Origin of the sequence: Bordetella genomosp. 9 (assembly GCF_002119725.1) — a bacterium.
Classification (GTDB): Bacteria; Pseudomonadota; Gammaproteobacteria; order Burkholderiales; family Burkholderiaceae_B; genus Bordetella_C.
The window spans coordinates 509062-527761 of sequence record NZ_CP021109.1 but is presented as its reverse complement, the minus strand read 5'-3'; the positions used below and the strand labels follow the sequence as shown (position 1 = coordinate 527761).

The following is an 18700-nucleotide window of genomic DNA, read 5'->3' as shown; positions in this document are numbered from 1 at the left end:
AGAATTGTCGATTTCCGACACACCGCGCTGGCCGGCGTGCGTGCCACAATCCACGACGGCATACGCCCGCCCCGGCGCGGCGCCCCGGAATCGTCCGGGCCGCACGCCGCGCCGCCGCCGGCATGCCAGGCGGAAGCCGATTACCCCGTCGCCCTCGCCGGCCGAACGCACTAGGCCATGCGCCTTGCTGCGGAGCGCCCCCGCTTATCGGGGATAATCGCCCTTCCTGTTCTGAATCCTCCGACACAAAAGGAACCACCGTGGCTAATGCGTCGTCTTTTCCGGCCTCGATTTTCAAGGCGTACGACATACGCGGCACCGTGCCCGATTTGCTCAACGCCCGTTTCGCGCGGGAACTTGGATTGGCGCTGGCGGCGCGCGCGCGGGAAAAAGGCATTTCCGAACTCGTGATCGGCCGCGACGGCCGCCTGAGCAGCGAAGAACTGTCGCTGGCCCTGCAGGAGGGGCTGAACGCGGGCGGCGTGGACACGCTGGACATCGGCCAGGTTCCCACGCCGCTCGTCTATTTCGGCGCCTTCACCGAAAAAACCGGCTCGGGCGTGGCGGTCACGGGCAGCCACAACCCGCCCAAGTACAACGGCTTCAAGATGATGCTGGGCGGCGCCGCCCTGTATGGCGCCGACATCCAGAAGCTGCGCGAAGCCATGGAAGCCGCGGGCGGCCAGCCGCCTGCCGGCGTCACGCCCGGCAAACGCCGCACGCTGGACATCGTGCCGCGGTATCTCGAGCGCATCCTGGGCGACGTCAAGCTTGCCCGGCCCATGAAGATCGCGATCGACTGCGGCAACGGCGTGGCCGGAGCTGTGGCGCCGCGCCTGTTTCGCGAAATGGGGTGCGAAGTCACCGAGCTGTTCTGCGACGTTGACGGCAACTTCCCGAATCACCATCCCGATCCGGCCGATCCGCACAATCTGGAAGACCTGATCCAGTGCCTGAAGACGACGGATTGCGAATTGGGGCTGGCCTTCGACGGCGACGGCGACCGGCTCGGCGTGGTTACCAAGTCGGGCCAGATCATCTGGCCGGACCGCCAGCTGATCCTCTACGCGCGCGACGTGCTGGCGCGCAATCCCGGCGCCACCATCATCTATGACGTGAAGTGCAGCCGGCACGTGGGCCTGGCGGTGAAAGAGGCCGGCGGCCAGCCCCTGATGTGGCAGACGGGCCATTCGCTGGTCAAGGCCAAGCTGGCCGAAATGGGCGCGCCGCTGGCCGGTGAGATGAGCGGGCACATCTTCTTCAAGGAGCGCTGGTACGGCTTCGACGACGGCCTTTATACCGGCGCGCGGCTGCTCGAAATCCTTTCTCGCGAAGCGGACCCGTCGGTGGTCCTCGAAGCCCTGCCGCAAGCCATGTCCACGCCCGAACTGAAACTGGAAATGCAGGAAGGCGAGCCTTTCGCGCTGATCAAGGCCCTGCAGGAGAAAGGCCAGTTCGAAGGCGCAACCCAGGTGGTGACCATCGACGGCGTACGCGCGGAGTATCCGGACGGCTTCGGCCTGGCCCGGCCGTCGAACACGACGCCGGTCGTCGTGCTGCGTTTCGAAGCCGACAATGAAGCCGCCCTGGCGCGCATCCAGGAGGACTTCCGCAAGCAGTTGCAGGCGCTGAAGCCCGACGTCAAGCTGCCGTTCTAGGCCGTGCGCGAAAGCGAGCCGGACCCCGGCTCGGTCGACACGGCCCATCGGCCGGTGAAATCGACGAAAAAAACGCCCGCCGCAATGGCGGGCGCTTGCTTTCTGGCGGTCGATCCTAGCGCAGGAACTGCGTATACCAGGGCATCGCCACTTCCAGGCCCTCGATGATGTCGTGCATGGGCTTGTATCCCAGCAGGTCGTTCGCCTTGCCGATGTCGGCCTGCGAATGGCGCACGTCGCCCGGGCGGAAATCGCCATAGACCGGCGGCTTGTCGTAGTTCACGCCGTGCTTGGCCAACTGGTTTCTCAGATGCTCGAAAAGCTGGTTCAAGCTGGTTCGTGCATTGCAGGCCACGTTATAGACCTGATTCACGCCTTCGGGCTGGGCCAGCGCGGCCAGCAGGTTGGCCTGGACCGCATTTTCCACAAAGCAGAAGTCCCGGCTGGTTTCGCCGTCGCCGTTGATGACCACGTCCTCGCCGCGGATCATCGCCCCTATCCATTTGGGAATGACCGCCGCATAGGCGCCGTTGGGGTCCTGCCGCTTGCCGAATACGTTGAAATACCGCAGGCCGATGCTGCCGAAGCCGTACGAACGGGCGAAGACGTCCGCATACAGCTCGTTCACGTACTTGGTGACCGCGTAGGGCGACAACGGGTTCCCGATGTTGGATTCGACCTTGGGCAGCGCCGGATGGTCGCCGTAGGTCGAACTGGATGCGGCATAGACAAAGCCGTGCACCCGTGCATCGCGCGCGGCCACCAGCATGTTGAGGAAGCCATCGACATTGACGGCATTGGTGGTGATCGGGTCCTTCAAGGAGCGCGGCACCGAGCCGAGAGCGGCCTGATGCAGCACGAAATCCACGCCCGTGACAGCGCGCCGGCAGGTATCGAGGTCCCGGATGTCGCCCTCGACGAAGGTAAAGCGGCCCCATTGTTCCGCCGACACCAGCTCCATCACTTCGTCGAGATTGTGCTGGTAACCGGTGGCGAAATTGTCCAGGCCGACAACGGTCTGGTCCAGTTTCAGCAACGTTTCCAGGAGGTTCGAACCGATGAAACCGGCGCAGCCGGTCACCAGCCACGTACGCGGCGATCGGCGCAGGTCTTCGGTGATTTGTTGATAGCGGTGCGTCATGCTTGGCCCTTTCGAAAACGTCACAATCAAAGGCGCAGGTCGGATTCCTCGGGAGCAAGCACGTATTTCAGGTCGTACAGCACATGCTGCGGCTTCCCGAAGGCGCGGATCCGCGCCGCCCCCATCTCGGCGAACTGCCGATGCGCTACCGCAAGAACGATGCCATCGTAGCGCCCGCGCTCGGGGTCGGCCACAGGGGTGACGCCGTATTCCGCTTGCGCCTCGGCCGGATCCACCCAGGGATCGTGAACGTCCGCCTCCACGCCGTATTCGCGCAGCTCGCGCAGGATATCGACGACGCGCGTGTTGCGCAGGTCGGGGCAGTTTTCCTTGAAAGTCAGGCCCATGACCAGCACGCGCGCGCCCTGCACATGGATGCGGCGCTTGGTCATCGCCTTCACCAGCTGCGACACCACATAGCTGCCCATGGCGTCGTTCAAACGGCGCCCGGCCAGGATGATCTCCGGGTGATAGCCCAGGCTCTGCGCCTTGTGCGTCAGGTAGTACGGATCCACGCCGATGCAGTGTCCGCCCACCAGCCCGGGGCGGAAAGGCAGAAAGTTCCACTTCGTGCCGGCCGCCTGCAACACGGCTTCGGTGTCGATGCCCATTTTGTTGAAGATCAACGCCAGTTCGTTGATCAGGGCGATATTGACGTCGCGCTGCGTGTTCTCGATGACCTTGGCGGCCTCCGCCACGCGGATCGACGCGGCTTTGTGCGTGCCGGCCGTCACGATTTCCGCATATAGCGCATCGACCAGGTCGGCCACTTCCGGCGTCGATCCCGATGTGACCTTCTTGATCGTGCTGACCCGGTGCGATTTGTCTCCGGGATTGATGCGTTCGGGGCTGTAGCCCGCGAAGAAATCCCGGTTGAAGGCGAGGCCCGACACGCGTTCCAGCACGGGCACGCATTCTTCTTCGGTTGCGCCCGGATAGACCGTGGACTCGTAGATGACGATGTCGCCTCGCTTCAGGACGCGCCCGATGGTCTCGCTGGCCTTGCGCAGCGGCGTCAGGTCCGGCTGCTTGTAGGCATCGATGGGGGTAGGCACCGTCACGATGTAGACGTTCGCGGCGGCCAGCGCCGCGGCGTCGTTGGTGTAGCTCAGATGGGTGGCCGCGGCCAGTTCGGCGGCCTCCACCTCCAGCGTGTGGTCCTGTCCGCGCTTCAGTTCTTCGATGCGGTGCGCGTTGATGTCGAATCCCAGGACGGGACGCTTCTTGCCGAACTCCACGGCCAGGGGCAGCCCCACATACCCCAGCCCGACGACGGCGAGCTGGACATCCTGAATGCGCAACATGACGGGTTTCCTACGGCTGACGATCCAGGGATTTTAGAGGATGGACCCGCCGGCAACCGGGTCGCGAAGGCCCCCGCCCACCACCGTGCCGGAAATAACGGCCCGCGGTTTTCCCGCAAGTCAGGCGGGGGAGAAACGGCGAAAAAAAAGCCCGAGATCTGACGATCTCGGGCTAAATCCACCAAAGGAGGAGGGTGGAGGAGACAACCTTGGCATGTCGCAGAGGGTTAACCCTGGGGTACCCTCCCTGGTACCCTGCCGCTGCCGGGGTTCTTCACCGCGCCGACTGCGTTTCGACATCCGATGTACGAATCATAGCCAAACTTTTTGTGCGATGCAAGAAGAATTTTTCTCCGCGCTCAACAGGGGGCTGACTGTTGTTTTGGTGCATCGCATTATGGATGAGCGTCGCGGCCATCCCGCCCCGCCCGACGCCGCCAGGGCTCTGTGCCACCAGCGAAACCGGTTCAGTCATTGTGCCACATTCCGGTCCCGCCGTCGCGCCGGACGAGCGGGTTAACCCTGCATGGGCTCACAGCCAGTAAGCGGTGCCGGTCATTACACGGGACAGCAAACGCATGGCGCCGCGCACCGGCAAGGGCAACGACGCCGCGCCGGCGCGCTCGGCGCTGACCCGGTGGCCGATCTCGTCCTGCTTCATCTGATCCACCACCTGCCTGGAGCGGGCGTCGCCCGCCGGCAAGCGCTTCAGGTGGCTGTCCAGGTGCGCTTCCACCTGCCTCTCCGTCTCGGCCATGAATCCGAGGTTGCGCCGCACCCCGGCCCGGCTCGCCAGCAGACCAAGCCCGAAGGAACCCGCGTACCAGAAGGGATTCAACAGGCTGGGACGGCTTTGCAGCTCCCGCAGGCGCTGCTCGCACCACGCCAGGTGGTCCACTTCCTCGGCAGCGGCCTCGTGAAACATCCGTTTGGCCGCTTCGTCGGCGCATCCCAATGCCTGCCCGCGGTACAGCGCCTGGGCGCATACCTCGCCCACGTGATTGACCCGCATCAGCCCGGCCGCATGCCGCCGCTCCGGCGGGCTCAGGTTCTCCGGCACTTCAGCCCCCGCCGGATAGGGCCGCCCCGCCGACGATCCCCCCGCCAGCACCCGCAGGGCGCGATCGGCCTCTCCCAACAAAGCGTCCAGCGGCCCCGCACGGCGAACCAGCTGCGGGTATTTGGCGAGCGACGACTGCGGCGATGGCATCGGAAAAACTCCTTCGGTAAACGACCGGCCCTGCAAGGGCATCGGCTCGATCCCCCCATTTTAGTGACGCGCCGCGCCAGCCTCCATTGCAGAGCACGCCACCCGTGCAGCCGCCGACCGCACGCGCCGGCATGCCCTCGTCGTCCCGATAAAAGGGAAGCGCGCCAACGCATTGGCGTGGCCCCTTCCCTCCTCATAAGAAAGACAGCCCATCGGAGCGCCGCGGATCAACTCCGCCGGTCAGCCGGGGCGCCGTCTCGAGGGGAAGCGCGCCAGCGCTTCGGGGGTGGACTTCCACTCGGCTATAGTCTTTTTTTTACGCGATTCGGGATATCGACATGGAATGCACCATCGATTGGGGCGGCCCTTCGGGCATGCTGTTCGTGGCCACGTCCGGCAGCGGGCATGTCGCCGTCATGGACGGCGCTGTGGATGGCGGGGGCCATGATCTGGCTTTCCGGCCGATGGAAATGGTTCTGGCGGGCACGGGCGGCTGCACCGCCTACGACGTTGTGCTCATCCTCAAGCGCGGCCGCCATGCCGTCACAGGCTGCAGCGTGAAACTCCAGGCTGAGCGGGCCGCCACCGACCCCAAGGTGTTCACCCGCATCCATTTCGCCTTTACTGTGACGGGCCACAAACTGCCACGCGCAGCGGTGGAGCGGGCCGTACAACTGTCCCATGAGAAGTACTGCTCGGCCTCGGCCATGCTCGCGAAGACGGCAGAATTGACGTTTTCCGTGGACGTCGTGGAAGCCGGCGCGCCGGCGGACTCGGCTGCCGGCGCTTCCTGATCGCCGTTTGGATTTCCCATGCGCCAATACGAAGATTTCATGCGCCATGTCTACGAGCATGGCGTCACCAAAACGGACCGAACGGGCACCGGCACGCGGTCCGTATTCGGCTACCAGATGCGGTTCGACCTGTCGCAGGGCTTTCCCCTGGTCACGACGAAGAAGCTGCACACCAAAAGCATCTTCATAGAGCTGCTGTGGTTCCTGCGCGGCGACAGCAACGTCCGGTGGCTGCAGGAGCGCGGCGTCACCATCTGGGACGAATGGGCCGATGCGCAAGGCGACCTGGGTCCGGTGTACGGCGTCCAGTGGCGCTCCTGGCCCACGCCGGACGGCGGACACATCGACCAGATATCCCAATTGATCGAGCAGATCCGCCGCACGCCCGATTCCCGCCGCCTGATCGTGTCGGCCTGGAACGTCGCGGACATCCCCAATATGGCGCTGCCGCCATGCCATGCCTTCATGCAGTTCTACGTGGCGGACGGCAAGCTGTCCTGCCAGCTGTACCAGCGCAGCGCGGATATTTTCCTGGGCGTGCCCTTCAACATCGCCAGCTACGCCTTGCTGACGCACATGATCGCGCAGCAATGCGATCTGGACGTGGGCGACTTCGTGTGGACCGGTGGCGATTGCCACATCTATAGCAATCATTTCGAGCAGGTCGAGCTGCAGCTTTCGCGCGAACCCTACCCTTATCCCAAGCTGCGGATCAAGCGCAAGCCCGCGTCCATCTTCGACTATGAGTACGAAGATTTCGAAGTCGCGGACTATCAGTGCCATCCGCACATCAAGGCGCCGGTGGCGGTATGACGCAGCAGGGCGGACACACGCAGCCGGGCGCTGACACAGACGCGGACCAGGCGCGGGCCCACCCGGCCGGACAAGCGACAAACGCGCAGTCTTCATTTGGAGCCGCGCCGCGGCTGACGCTGGTGGTGGCGTACGCCCGCAATCGCGTCATCGGCCGGGACAACGGCCTGCCGTGGAAATTGCCGGGCGATCTGGCGCATTTCAAGCGGACGACGCTCGGGCGCCCCATCGTGATGGGCCGCAAGACCTGGGAGTCTCTGGGACGGCCGCTGCCGGGACGGACCAACATCGTCGTTACCCGCAATGCCGGCTATGCTGCCGCCGGCGCCACCGTGGTGCCGGACATCGACGCCGCGCTGCGTGCCTGCGCCGGCACGGACGAGATCTTCGTCATCGGCGGCGCGCAGATCTATGCCGCGGTGGTCGACCGCGCCGACCGCATCGTCGCCACCGAAGTGCAGGCGGACGTGGACGGCGATGCGTTCTTCCCCTATCTGCCGTCCTTCCAGTGGCGCGAGACCTCGCGCGCGCCGCAGCCGGCGGAAAACGGCTACGCCTACGACTTCGTCACGTACGAGCGGGTCCGCCAGTCCGGATAGCGCCCCTGCCGCGGCCGCTATTCGCCCAGACGCATGCAGGGCGCGTGTTGCTGCGCCCTGCCCTTGGCCACGGCCCGCAGCGCGTACGCAATGGCGCCGGAAAACGCTTCGTCATACCAGGCGTTGACGCCGCTGGTGGCGACCACGATGCCATCCACCACCGCGCTGCCCCATACGCCCGCGTCGCCGGCGCGCAGCAGATGCGGCGACGCCGATGCCATGCCATGGGTATCGCGCTGCGCCATCCAGGTGGTGCGGGCCTTGGCGCGTGCGTACGCCGCGTAATCCGCGTCCCACTTGTCGCGGTCGCCCACCGAGTGCTCCAGCAGGATGGCCTCTTCGAAGCTGGCTTCCCACGGGCGCACGGCGGGGTTCATGATGACGATATACAGAAAGCCGCTTTCGCCGACTTCGCGGTTGGACATGGCCGCGTCGATCATGGGCATGACGAGCTGCAGCGCCTGCTGGGCGGCCTCGCGGTCGGCGAAGAACGGTTGAACGGCGGAAGGAACGGAAACGTTGGACGCGGACATGTGAACTCCGGAAGGGAAACCGCGGCGCGATAGCAAACGCCGTTCCTCATCCGCGCCGGGCGTCGCTCTTCTGCGCGGCATGGCGCAGGAAACGCCATAGCCGGTCGTCGTCGGAATATGCGACATTCAGGCGGATGCGCGGCAAATCGTCCTGGGCGGCGTCGAAGTACGATCCCGGCGCCAGCCAGATACCGTCGCGCAGCGCGCGTTCGGCGAGCGCGTCCGCGCTGGTGCCGGCGCACGCCGGCGGCAGGCCCGCCCACAGGAACAAGCCCGCGCGCGGCGTCACGTGCACCGGCATGTCCAGTGCTGCCAGGCGCTGCTCGACGCGCGCATGAGCCACGGCCAGCCGTTCTCGCAAGCCGGCGACGTGCGCGCGATAGCGGCCCTCGCGCAAGGCCTCGTGCACCACCCGTTCCATGATTTCCGGCGACGTCAGGCCGACGGCCATCTTCGTGCGCGCCATGTCGCGCACCACGTCCGGATGCGCGACGGCGTACCCGACGCGTACGGAGGGGCTGATGACCTTGGTATAGCCGCTCAGGTAAATCACGCGCCGCAGGCCGTCCATCGCGGCCAGCACAGGCGCGACGCCGGGCAGCAATTCGCGTGAGATGTCGTCCTCGATGATCCAGCAGTCGTTCTGTTCGGCGATGCGCAGCACCTGATAGGCGTTGGCCATGGTCAAGCTGGCGCCGGTGGGGTTCTGCAGGACGGTATTGACGATCATGGCGCGTGGACGGTGCGTCTGGACCGCCTGCTCCAGGCGCGTCAGTTCCAGTCCTTCCGGCGTGCGCGGCACCGCCACGACACGCAGCCCGGCCAGCCGCACCAGCGCAAGCAGGTTGGCGTAGCACGGCTGTTCGACCAACACCGTATCGCCCGGCCGCAGCAGCGTCCGGATGGCGATGTCCAGGCCATGCGTCACACCCTGGGTCAGCAGCACTTGGCCGGGGTCGGCCACCATGCCCAGCGTGGCGACATGGCCGGCCACGCTTTCCCGCAAGGGCGCGTAACCGTAGGGATGCCCATAGCCCGCGATCTGCCCGCCGGGAAGCCTGGCCACATGCCGCAGGCCGGCATGCAGGCCGGCTTCGTTCAGCCACTCCCCCGGCAGCCAGCCGCAACCGGACTTCACCGGTATCGAATGATCGGCGAACACGTCGGACAGCAGCCATTCGGCGCCGGGGGTGGGCGGCTCCCACGCGCGCGGCGCCGGCGCGGCGGCGGACGCCGGCATGCGCGCCGCCACCCGATACCCCGAGCCGGGCCGGGCCTGCAGCCATCCCTGGGCCACCAGCCGGGCATAGGCGCTGGCCACGGTGAAAGTGCTGACGTCATGCGCGCGCGCGAATTCGCGCACCGAGGGCAAGGGCATGCCCGGGCCCAATGCCTGGGTATCGATGGCCCGGGCGACCGCATCCACCAACTGCTGTACGAGCGTCGCGGCATTGGCGCGGTCGCGGACGGGACGGAAATCGGGAAAAAGCGGATCTGCCATACATAAACTGTACAGTTGTCCAGAAATCCACTGTACGGTTTGGCATTTTTGCACGGATTGTATATTTCCACCCGGCGCTGGCCGCCGCACAATCCTCCGGTCCTCCCGCGCCATCGTGGCATCGCCGTGCGCCGTCCCCACCGCGGCCGGCGGCGCGCATGCGGCGCGGGCTTCCTTTCCCGGAGCCACCATGAACGCGCCTTCGACGTCTCCCGATCTTTCCCACCTGTGGATGCCTTTCACCGCCAACCGGCAGTTCAAGGCGAATCCCCGCATGCTCGTCGCCGCCAAAGGCATGTACTACACCTCGTTCGACGGCCGCACGCTGCTGGACGGCACGGCGGGGTTGTGGTGCGTGAACGCCGGCCACTGCCGCGACGAGATCACGCAGGCCATTTCGCAGCAGGCCGGCGCCATGGACTACGCGCCGGGCTTCCAGCTTGGCCATCCCCTGGCCTTCCAGGCGGCGAGCGCCGTGGCGGGGCTGATGCCCGCCGGCCTGGACCGCATCTTCTTCACCAACTCCGGGTCCGAGTCGGTGGACACCGCGCTGAAGATCGCCCTGGCTTATCACCGGGCGCGCGGCGAGGGGCAGCGTACCCGGCTGATCGGCCGCGAGCGCGGCTATCACGGCGTGGGCTTCGGCGGCATTTCCGTAGGGGGCATTCCCGCCAACCGCAAGGCGTTTTCGGGCGCCCTGCTGCCGGCGGTCGACCACCTGCCGCACACCCATAACCTGGAGCGCAACGCGTTCTCGAAGGGGCAGCCGGCCTGGGGCGCGGAGCTCGCCGATGAACTCGAACGCATCCTGGCGCTGCACGATCCCAGCACGATCGCGGCGGTGATCGTCGAACCCATGGCGGGCTCGACGGGCGTGCTGGTGCCGCCCAAGGGCTACCTGGAGCGCCTGCGCGAGATCACGAGCCGGCACGGCATCCTGCTGATTTTCGACGAAGTCATCACGGCATACGGGCGCGTGGGCGCCGCTACGGCGGCGGAGGCCTTCGGCGTCACGCCGGATCTGATCACCATGGCCAAGGGCATCAGCAATGCGGCCGTGCCCTGCGGCGCGGTCGCCGTCCGCCGCGAGGTGCACGATGCCATCGTGGAAAGCGGCCCGGGCGGCATCGAGTTCTTCCACGGCTACACGTACTCGGCCCACCCGCTGGCCGCCGCCGCAGTGCTCGCGACGCTGGATATCTACCGGCGTGAGAATCTGTTCGCCCGTGCGCGCGAACTCGCGCCCGCCTTCGAACAGGCCGCGCACGGATTGCGCGGCGCCGCGCATGTGATCGATGTGCGCAACATCGGGCTGGTCGCCGGTATCGAGCTGGCGCCCCGTCCGGGCGCACCAGGCGCGCGTGCCGCCGAAGCCTTCCAGCGCTGCTTCGACACCGGCCTGCTGGTCCGCTACACCGGCGACATCCTGGCAATCTCGCCCCCGCTCATCATCGAAAACAGTCAGATCGACGAGATCTTCCACACGATTGCCGCCGTCCTTAAGGAAGTGGCGTAGGCACGGGCTACAACGTTCCGGTACGGCGGCAGCCGCCGCACCATGGAGTTATTGATTTCATGAAGACCATTCCGCATTTCATCAACGGCCAGCATTACGAAGGCCGCAGCAACCGCTACAGCGACGGCTTCGATCCGTCGCGCGGCGAAATCGTTTCGCATGTGCCGCTGGCGAGCCCCGACGAGGTCGACCAGGCCGTCGCCGCGGCCCGGGCCGCTTTTCCGGCATGGTCCGAGACGGCTCCGCTCAAGCGCGCGCGGGTGCTGTTCAACTTCAAGGCGCTGTTGGACAAACATCAGGACGAACTGGCCGAGCTCATCACCCGTGAACACGGCAAGGTGTTCTCCGACGCCAAGGGGGAAGTCACGCGCGGCATTGAAGTCGTCGAGTTCGCCTGCGGCATTCCGCATCTTCTGAAGGGACAGTACACGGAACAGATCGGCGGCGGCATCGACAACTGGAGCATGCGTCAGCCGCTGGGCGTGGTGGCCGGCATCACGCCGTTCAACTTCCCCATGATGGTGCCGTGCTGGATGTTCCCCGTGGCGATCGCATGCGGCAACACCTTTGTGCTCAAGCCCTCGGAGCGCGACCCCTCGGCCTCGGTGCGCCTGGCGGAGCTTCTGCTCGAAGCCGGCCTGCCGCCCGGCGTGTTCAACGTCGTCCATGGCGACAAACAGGCGGTGGACGCGCTGATCGCCCATCCCGACGTACAGGCGTTGTCCTTCGTGGGTTCCACCCCGATCGCGCAGACGATTTATGCCCAGGGCACGGCGCGCGGCAAACGCGTGCAGGCATTGGGCGGCGCGAAAAACCATCTGGTGGTGATGCCGGACGCGGACCTGGACCAGGTCACGGACGCGCTGATGGGCGCGGCGTATGGATCGGCGGGTGAGCGGTGCATGGCGATTTCGGTGGCCGTGGCCGTGGGCAGCGTGGCCGACAAGCTGGTCGAGCGCCTGACGCCCAGGGTGCGGGCGCTGAAGGTGCGCGATGGCATGGATGCCGAAGCCGAAATGGGCCCGCTGGTTACGGCGCAGCACCGCAACAAGGTGCGCGGCTATATCGAGGACGGCATTGCGGCGGGCGCCACACTCGTCGTGGACGGCCGCGAACTGACCGTGCCAGGCCGGGACAAAGGCTTTTTCCTGGGCGGCACGCTGTTCGACAACGTCAAGCCGGCCATGAACATCTACCGCGAAGAAATCTTCGGACCCGTGCTGTGCATTGTGCGCGTGCCCGATTTCGCCGCGGCCGTGAAGCTGATCAACGAGCATGAATTCGCCAACGGCGTTTCCTGCTTCACGTCCGACGGCGGCGTCGCGCGCGCCTTCGCACGGCAGATTCAGGTAGGCATGGTCGGCATCAACGTGCCGATTCCCGTTCCGATGGCCTGGCATTCGTTCGGCGGATGGAAGCGTTCCCTGTTCGGCGACCACCACGCCTACGGCGAAGAAGGGGTGCGCTTCTACACCCGCTACAAGAGCGTGATGCAACGCTGGCCCGACAGCATCGCCAAGGGCGCGGAGTTCACCATGCCGGTGGCGAAGTAGGCGCGGCCGGCGCTGGCCGGCGCCGGAGGTTCCGGCCAGCGCAGCGCCATGCCGGCTGGACTACATGTCGGGAGACTGCGCCCAGCTCGATACGATTTCGCAGGTTTCCTGCAACAGGCCCTGGGGCAGGTCCGGCCGGCTTCGCACTGCCTTGTACAGCCGCGCTTTTTCGTCCTGCCCGAGCCGGCGCAGCCCGCGCAACAGGAAAGGCTCCAGCGTCAGATCCCGTGGACGGAAACGCTGCTCCAGCACGGTCATCAGCACTTCGGGCGCGGCTGCCGGCGCAGGCCTGTCCTGCTGCCGCGCCGCATCCAGGGCCGGCGGCACTTCGCGCAGCATTTCCGTGGCGGCGCGTACAGCTGGCTCATTGAGGAGCGCCTCACGCAGGCATGCCTTGAAAAGGTTCTTTCCGGCATGATCGCAACGCATCGACAGCCAGGGATGCGCATCCAGCCGCCGGCCGATTGCGTCGATATGCGCGCCCGGCACGCGGGCGAGCGCCTGGAAGATATACGCCCCGAACAGAGCCTTGCATTGTTCGCCGGACTCGGTGCGGGCGAATGCGGCGTCCTGAAACGTCCCCGTACCGGTTTCCAGCTCATACAGCTTTCCGGCTTTCGCAAGGAAGCGCGACCATCTGCCCTCCAGGCGGGCGGATTGCGCACCGGCGGGCTCGCACACAGCGGAAACCAGTTTCCACGCCGCGGCCGCGCAGTCTTCGCGCGCATCGTTGAGCAGAGTCCGTTCGTAGCGGGACCGGGTAAAGGCCGTTGCCCGCCGCAGAAGGCGCCCCACGGGTCTGAAGATTCGCGATATCAAACTGCGTCGCACCGGCGGCGCATCATGCCGCGACAGAGGCGGCATCCAGCGCCACTCGGTTTGATCCAACCCGGCCTCTTGGACGCCACGGGCTTCGACGACCCTCTGCAGGTTCTGCCTGAGCGCATCGAACTGGCGTGACCGGACGGCCCTGTCCGCCTCCTCGGTTTCGGCCTCTTCGATGCAAGATCTGAGTTCCGCCATTCGCCGGCGGTATTCGGGGCCGCTGCCCAGCAGCAGCTGCGCGGCATGGGCCAAGGCGTCGTCGTGCAGCTCCATCAACGCCTGCGTCAATCTGATATCGCAGTTCGCGTCCGCACGGGCATCCGGATACTCGTCCAGCATCGTCCGCAGCGCTTGCGCCAACAGGGCGCCGGCCGTCGCCGGGTCCTGCCTGCCCGTGAATGCCTCATGCAATGTATTTATCGAGGCCGCATGAACCGCCAGCCAGTCACTGGAGACCACACGTAGCGTCGCAAGCATCGCCGGCCCATACCGATGGAGCATGACCGCGGGAAGGTGCCCCGCGAGCTGCCGGGAATTCGAATCGTCGATGAACGGCCCTTTCCCGGCTTGCCGCAAATCGCGGGCGGCCGCGGTGACGTCGAGCTTTGAGCCGGTCTCGAATCCTGCTTTGAGATGCTTCGCCCATATGCTCCGTATCGCTTCCGGATCCCACAGGTCGCTGATCGCTTCGAGCGCCCGCTCCGCGGGCGAGCTGCTCATCATGAAATCCTGCGCGCAGTTCAGCCCCGCCTGCGCGCGCGCGATCGTTTGTACGTCCATCTCGCCCAGCGCGGCTGCCACGATGGCGCGCAAGCGTCGGTCTGCAGCATCGTCGCTGTCGCGCCTGGCCTCGGCGGCGAGCTGCCAGCAATTGACCACCTCCGCGGCCGCCGCGGCCAAGGGGTGATTCAGATCCCGGCGGATGGTGAACGCGTCCGATCGATCGCCGAACGCCGCCGCTTCGGCAAGCAGGGCGCGCATGGCAGCCGCGCATTGCCGGTCCATTTCCCTGCTCAAGGCGTTATCGCCGGCGCGCTTGTGCTTCGGCGCGGCCGTGGTCGCCGCGGCCTCCGCCAGATCGCCGCTTGCCGCCGGCGCGGCATCCTGGCTGTGCCCTGCCCCCTTCTGTCTCAGGCCAAGGCGGTTCATCAATCCCTTGCGCACCGATCTCACCCGGCTTTTCGGCTTGTCCGCGCGCGCCCCCACGCCAGGCGCCGTGTGCGAGCACGTCAAGACGTTGCCGGGCTCGGCGAGCGGTTCGATCGCTCGTCTGGCGCGCAGCGCGCTGCCGGTGTTCTGCGGCGAGAACGGCCTTGGCTCAGCGTTGGCGGCGGCCCGCGTGCAAGGTTTTCCGCTCACTGTCTTCTGCCTGGGACCCAATGAGAGCCGGACGGCGAACTTGCGCCAGCGACTTTTCGGATCGCCGTACGGCGGTACGTCCGTGCAGGATGGCGGCAAGCCGCCGGTCGTGACACTACGCATGGTTCCTCCTTCTGCCGCGATCGCCGCGGCGACGGCCGCCGCCATTTGCACGATCGCGGGATAGCCATACGTGGGCGCAACGACCCTGGAACGATCCGGCAGATGCCCTGTCATGCGGGCAGGAAAAATCTCCGCGTCGCTACCCGGCGCGGTAGCCCGGTGCAGGAATAACGGAGATCGGGCATGGGAAAAACCCCGGGCGTCGTATACCCAGGCGGGGGTCCGGGAGGGAAATCCGGGCGCCACGTATGCCTTGGCCGAGGTCCAAAAGGAAATCCGGGCGCCAATGCAACGCCAATGGGCGCAAAAAAACCCCAAAAGGCGGGCTTCGGTCCACCTTTTGGGGCGTGCGGCCCGCCGTCGCGGGACGCTTCCCGTGATTGGCCGCGGCCGCTGACGGTCAGCGAGCGCCGATTCCGCGCGTTCCCGCGCAGCGGGGAACGCTCACGGACTCAGGCATAGGCCTCCACGGGCAGGCAGGCGCAGACCAGGTTGCGGTCGCCGTAGGCATTGTCCACCCGCGCCACCGGCGGCCAGTATTTGCCGTCCTGCAGAGAGGCCAGCGGATAGGCCGCTTCGCGGCGGGTGTAGTCGTGATGCCATTCGTCGGCCATCAGCATGGCCGCGGTATGCGGCGCGTTCTTCAGCACGTTGTCGTCACGGTCGCGCTCGCCGCGCTCGATTTGCGCGATTTCGCCGCGGATGGCGATCATGGCGTCGATGAAGCGGTCCAGCTCGGCCAGGCTTTCCGATTCGGTGGGCTCGACCATGAGCGTGCCCGCGACCGGGAAACTCATCGTCGGCGCGTGGAAACCGTAGTCGATCAGGCGCTTGGCGATGTCCTCGGCCGTCACGCCGCTGGTTTCCTTCAGCGGACGCACGTCCAGAATGCACTCGTGCGCCACACGGCCGTTGCGGCCGCAATACAGCACCGGGTAGTGGTCGCGCAGCCGCGCGGCGATGTAGTTGGCATTCAGGATCGCCACTTCGGTGGCGCGCAGCAGCCCCTCGGCCCCCATCAGCGCGATATAGATGTACGGAATGGGCAGGATGCCGGCAGAACCGAAGGGGGCGGCCGATACCGGGCCCACCTTGGCGCCTTCGGGCAGCTTGCCGTTGGCGTCCACCACGCCGGGCAGATAAGGCGCCAGATGCGCGCGCACCGCAACGGGGCCCACGCCGGGGCCGCCGCCGCCGTGCGGAATGCAAAAGGTCTTGTGCAGGTTCAGGTGCGAGACGTCCGAGCCGAACTTGCCCGGCTTGGCCAGCCCCACCATGGCGTTCATGTTGGCGCCGTCCATGTAGACCTGGCCGCCGGCTTCGTGGACGATGTCGCAGATTTCCGTGACGGCTTCCTCGAACACGCCGTGCGTGGACGGATACGTGATCATCAGGGCCGCCAGCCGGTCGCCCACCTTGGCGATCTTCTCGCGCAGGTCCGCCACGTCCACGTTGCCGTTGGCGTCGGACGCAACCACCACCACTTGCATGCCGGCCAGCTGGGCGGATGCGGGATTCGTCCCGTGCGCCGACGACGGGATCAGGCAGACGTCGCGCTGATGCTGGCCGTTGGCCTCATGGTAGGCGCGGATCGCCAGCAGGCCGGCGTATTCGCCTTGCGCGCCCGAATTCGGCTGCAGGCTGATCGCGTCGTAGCCGGTGATTTCGCACAAGGCCTTCGACAGTTTCTCGATGAGCGTGCGGTAACCCCCGGTCTGCGAGGCCGGCGCGAAGGGATGGATCTGCGCGAACTCGGGCCAGGTGATGGGAATCATCTCGGCCGTGGCGTTCAGCTTCATCGTGCAGGAGCCCAGCGGGATCATGCTGCGGTCCAGGGCCAGGTCCTTGTCGGCCAGCTTGCGCAGGTAGCGCAGCATGTCGGTCTCGGATTGCACGCTGGAGAAGATCGGATGCGACAGGATCTCGCCCTGGCGCGCGACGGACGCCGGGATGCCGCCCTGCGCGCGCCCATCCAGCGCTTCCAGATCGACAGCTTCCGTACCCTTGCCGAGGCCGCGCCCGAAGACTTCAATCAATTGCGTCAGGTCGGCGGGCGTCACCGTCTCGTCCAGCGAAATGGCCAGATGTGCCGCATCGACCTCGCGCAGATTGATGCGCGCTGCGGCGGCCGCGTCGCGCACGGCTGTGGTTGCCGCGCCGGTCCGCACCAGCAGCGTATCGAAGAAGGTGTCGTTGACCACCTGGGCGCCCATGTCCAACAGCGCCGTGCGCAGCATGGCAGTGGCGCGCTGCACACGCCGGGCGATGCGGCGTATTCCCGCGGGTCCATGCCACACCGCATACATGCCTGCCATCACGGCGAGCAACACCTGCGCGGTGCAGATATTCGACGTGGCTTTTTCGCGGCGGATGTGCTGCTCGCGCGTCTGCAGAGCCAGGCGCAGCGCATTGCCGCCCTGTGCGTCCTTCGACACGCCGACCAGCCGGCCGGGCATATTGCGCTTGAACGCATCCTTGCAGGCCATGAAACCGGCGTGCGGGCCGCCGAAGCCGAAGGGCACGCCGAAACGCTGCGCCGATCCGACCGCGATGTCCGCGCCCCACTCGCCTGGAGGCGTCAGCAGGGCCAGCGCCAGAAGATCCGTGGCGCAGGCCACCACCGCGCCGCGCGCATGCGCGGCTTCGGCGATCGCACGATAGTCGGCGACCGCGCCAAGGCTGTGCGGGTATTGCAGCAGGACGCCGAAGCAGTCGGGCAAGTCCTTCGCCTCGTCGCCCACCACGACCTCGATGTCCAGGCCGTCGGCGCGCGTGCGCACCACTTCTATCGTCTGGGGATGGCAGTGTTGCGATACGAAGAACACGTTGCTGCGCGAGCTCGAACCGCGGCGTGCGAGCGTCATGGCTTCGGCGGCGGCCGTGCCTTCGTCCAGCAGCGACGCATTGGCGATATCCAGGCCGGTCAGGTCGGCGACCATGGTCTGGTAATTGAGCAGCGCTTCCAGCCGTCCCTGGGAGATTTCCGGCTGATAGGGCGTGTATGCCGTGTACCAGGCGGGATTCTCCAGGATGTTGCGCAGGATCACATTGGGCGTGTGCGTGCCGTAGTAACCCTGGCCGATGTAATGCCGGTAGACCTCATTGCCGCGCGCGATCTCGCGCAATTCGGCCAGCACGTCCGGCTCGCTGCGGGCGGCGGGCAGCGCCAGCGGCGCATCGACGCGGATGCGCGGCGGCACGACCTCGTCGATCAGCGCGTCCAGGGTGGATACGCCGAGCACGCGCAGCATCGCGGCCTGATCGGCGTCCGAGGGACCAATATGGCGGGGGATGAAATCGGTATGCGTGTCGAGGGGGCGCGACATGATGTCTCTTGAGGTGGGGGCCTTACAGGGCTTCGTAGCCGGCGGCGTCCAGCAGGCCGTCCAGGTCGGCGGGATTGTCGGGCTTGATCTTGAAGATCCAGGCGGTATAGGCCGATTCGTTGATCAGCGCGGGGTTGGCTTCCAGCTCGTCGTTGAACGCGACGATTTCGCCGGCCACGGGCGCGTAGATGTCCGAAGCGGCCTTGACCGACTCGACGACGCCGGCGGTATCGCCCTTGGCCAGCTTCGCGCCGGTCTTGACGTCGCCGACGAAGACGAGATCGCCCAGCTGTTCCTGGGCCTGGTCGGTGATGCCGACGACGAACACGTCGCCTTCGGCTTTCACCCATTCATGGGATTCGGTGTACTTGCGGTCGGTAGGCAGGCTCATGAAAGCGACTCCTGGGAATTCGAGAACCGATGAATGAAGAATGAGAAATGCGCG

At 66.3% G+C, this 18700-nt stretch carries 16 protein-coding genes; 7 read left to right on the top strand and 9 right to left on the bottom strand.

What is annotated here, in order from left to right; translation table 11 throughout:
- Positions 1-260: 260 nt before the first annotated feature.
- The gene (locus CAL13_RS02470; RefSeq protein ID WP_232467746.1) at positions 261-1658 is read left to right on the top strand and encodes a phosphomannomutase/phosphoglucomutase; all 1398 of its coding nucleotides are present in this window, start codon (positions 261-263) and stop codon (positions 1656-1658) included.
- A 115-nt stretch (positions 1659-1773) separates the two neighbouring features.
- Here the strand turns inward: CAL13_RS02470 and CAL13_RS02465 are convergent, their stop codons facing one another.
- The 4 genes from CAL13_RS02465 to coq7 form a co-directional block, all read right to left on the bottom strand.
- Positions 1774-2799, bottom strand: a complete 1026-nt coding sequence (locus CAL13_RS02465; protein WP_086055980.1) for an SDR family oxidoreductase — start codon at positions 2797-2799, stop codon at positions 1774-1776.
- Positions 2800-2825: 26 nt separating this feature from the next.
- The gene (tviB, locus tag CAL13_RS02460) at positions 2826-4103 is read right to left on the bottom strand and encodes a Vi polysaccharide biosynthesis UDP-N-acetylglucosamine C-6 dehydrogenase TviB (RefSeq protein WP_086055979.1); all 1278 of its coding nucleotides are present in this window, start codon (positions 4101-4103) and stop codon (positions 2826-2828) included.
- 274 nt (positions 4104-4377) lie between these two features.
- Entirely contained in the window at positions 4378-4578 is a 201-nt protein-coding gene (locus CAL13_RS21125; protein WP_157664783.1) for a hypothetical protein, read from the bottom strand.
- A 57-nt stretch (positions 4579-4635) separates the two neighbouring features.
- Positions 4636-5313, bottom strand: coding sequence for a 2-polyprenyl-3-methyl-6-methoxy-1,4-benzoquinone monooxygenase (gene coq7 / locus CAL13_RS02455; RefSeq protein ID WP_086071409.1), 678 nt, complete (start codon positions 5311-5313; stop codon positions 4636-4638).
- A gap of 338 nt (positions 5314-5651) precedes the next feature.
- On the opposite strand from coq7, the gene CAL13_RS02450 reads away from it, so the two are divergent.
- Genes CAL13_RS02450 through CAL13_RS02440 form a run of 3 tightly spaced genes read left to right on the top strand, consistent with a single transcriptional unit; the run spans position 5652 to position 7519 of the window.
- On the top strand, positions 5652-6107 hold the full coding sequence (locus tag CAL13_RS02450; protein WP_198297711.1) for an OsmC family protein: 456 nt from the start codon (positions 5652-5654) through the stop codon (positions 6105-6107).
- Positions 6108-6125: 18 nt separating this feature from the next.
- Positions 6126-6920, top strand: a complete 795-nt coding sequence (locus CAL13_RS02445) for a thymidylate synthase (RefSeq protein WP_086071408.1) — start codon at positions 6126-6128, stop codon at positions 6918-6920.
- A complete protein-coding gene (locus CAL13_RS02440) occupies positions 6917-7519 on the top strand; it encodes a dihydrofolate reductase (RefSeq protein WP_086071407.1) in 603 nt (200 codons plus the stop codon). The genes CAL13_RS02445 and CAL13_RS02440 overlap by 4 nt, the downstream gene beginning before the upstream one ends.
- A 17-nt stretch (positions 7520-7536) precedes the next feature.
- Here CAL13_RS02440 and CAL13_RS02435 read toward each other — a convergent pair whose 3' ends face one another.
- On the bottom strand, positions 7537-8052 hold the full coding sequence (locus tag CAL13_RS02435) for a hypothetical protein (protein WP_086071406.1): 516 nt from the start codon (positions 8050-8052) through the stop codon (positions 7537-7539).
- A gap of 46 nt (positions 8053-8098) precedes the next feature.
- Entirely contained in the window at positions 8099-9553 is a 1455-nt protein-coding gene (locus CAL13_RS02430; RefSeq protein ID WP_086071405.1) for an aminotransferase-like domain-containing protein, read from the bottom strand.
- A gap of 190 nt (positions 9554-9743) precedes the next feature.
- Between CAL13_RS02430 and CAL13_RS02425 the strand changes: the two genes are divergently transcribed.
- Complete coding sequence (locus CAL13_RS02425) at positions 9744-11069, top strand: aspartate aminotransferase family protein (RefSeq protein WP_198297710.1); 1326 nt, start codon at positions 9744-9746, stop codon at positions 11067-11069.
- Between the two features lie 59 nt (positions 11070-11128).
- Positions 11129-12622, top strand: coding sequence for a CoA-acylating methylmalonate-semialdehyde dehydrogenase (locus tag CAL13_RS02420; protein ID WP_086071404.1), 1494 nt, complete (start codon positions 11129-11131; stop codon positions 12620-12622).
- 60 nt (positions 12623-12682) lie between these two features.
- Here CAL13_RS02420 and CAL13_RS02415 read toward each other — a convergent pair whose 3' ends face one another.
- Complete coding sequence (locus CAL13_RS02415; RefSeq protein ID WP_086071403.1) at positions 12683-14596, bottom strand: hypothetical protein; 1914 nt, start codon at positions 14594-14596, stop codon at positions 12683-12685.
- Between the two features lie 7 nt (positions 14597-14603).
- Here CAL13_RS02415 and CAL13_RS02410 point away from each other — a divergent pair, with 7 nt between their 5' ends.
- Positions 14604-14993, top strand: coding sequence for a hypothetical protein (locus CAL13_RS02410; RefSeq protein ID WP_086071402.1), 390 nt, complete (start codon positions 14604-14606; stop codon positions 14991-14993).
- A gap of 388 nt (positions 14994-15381) precedes the next feature.
- Here CAL13_RS02410 and gcvP read toward each other — a convergent pair whose 3' ends face one another.
- Together gcvP and gcvH are read right to left on the bottom strand one after the other, a co-directional pair.
- A complete protein-coding gene (gcvP, locus tag CAL13_RS02405; protein WP_086071401.1) occupies positions 15382-18255 on the bottom strand; it encodes an aminomethyl-transferring glycine dehydrogenase in 2874 nt (957 codons plus the stop codon).
- 22 nt (positions 18256-18277) lie between these two features.
- Complete coding sequence (gene gcvH, locus CAL13_RS02400; RefSeq protein ID WP_086055969.1) at positions 18278-18646, bottom strand: glycine cleavage system protein GcvH; 369 nt, start codon at positions 18644-18646, stop codon at positions 18278-18280.
- Positions 18647-18700 lie beyond the last annotated feature (54 nt).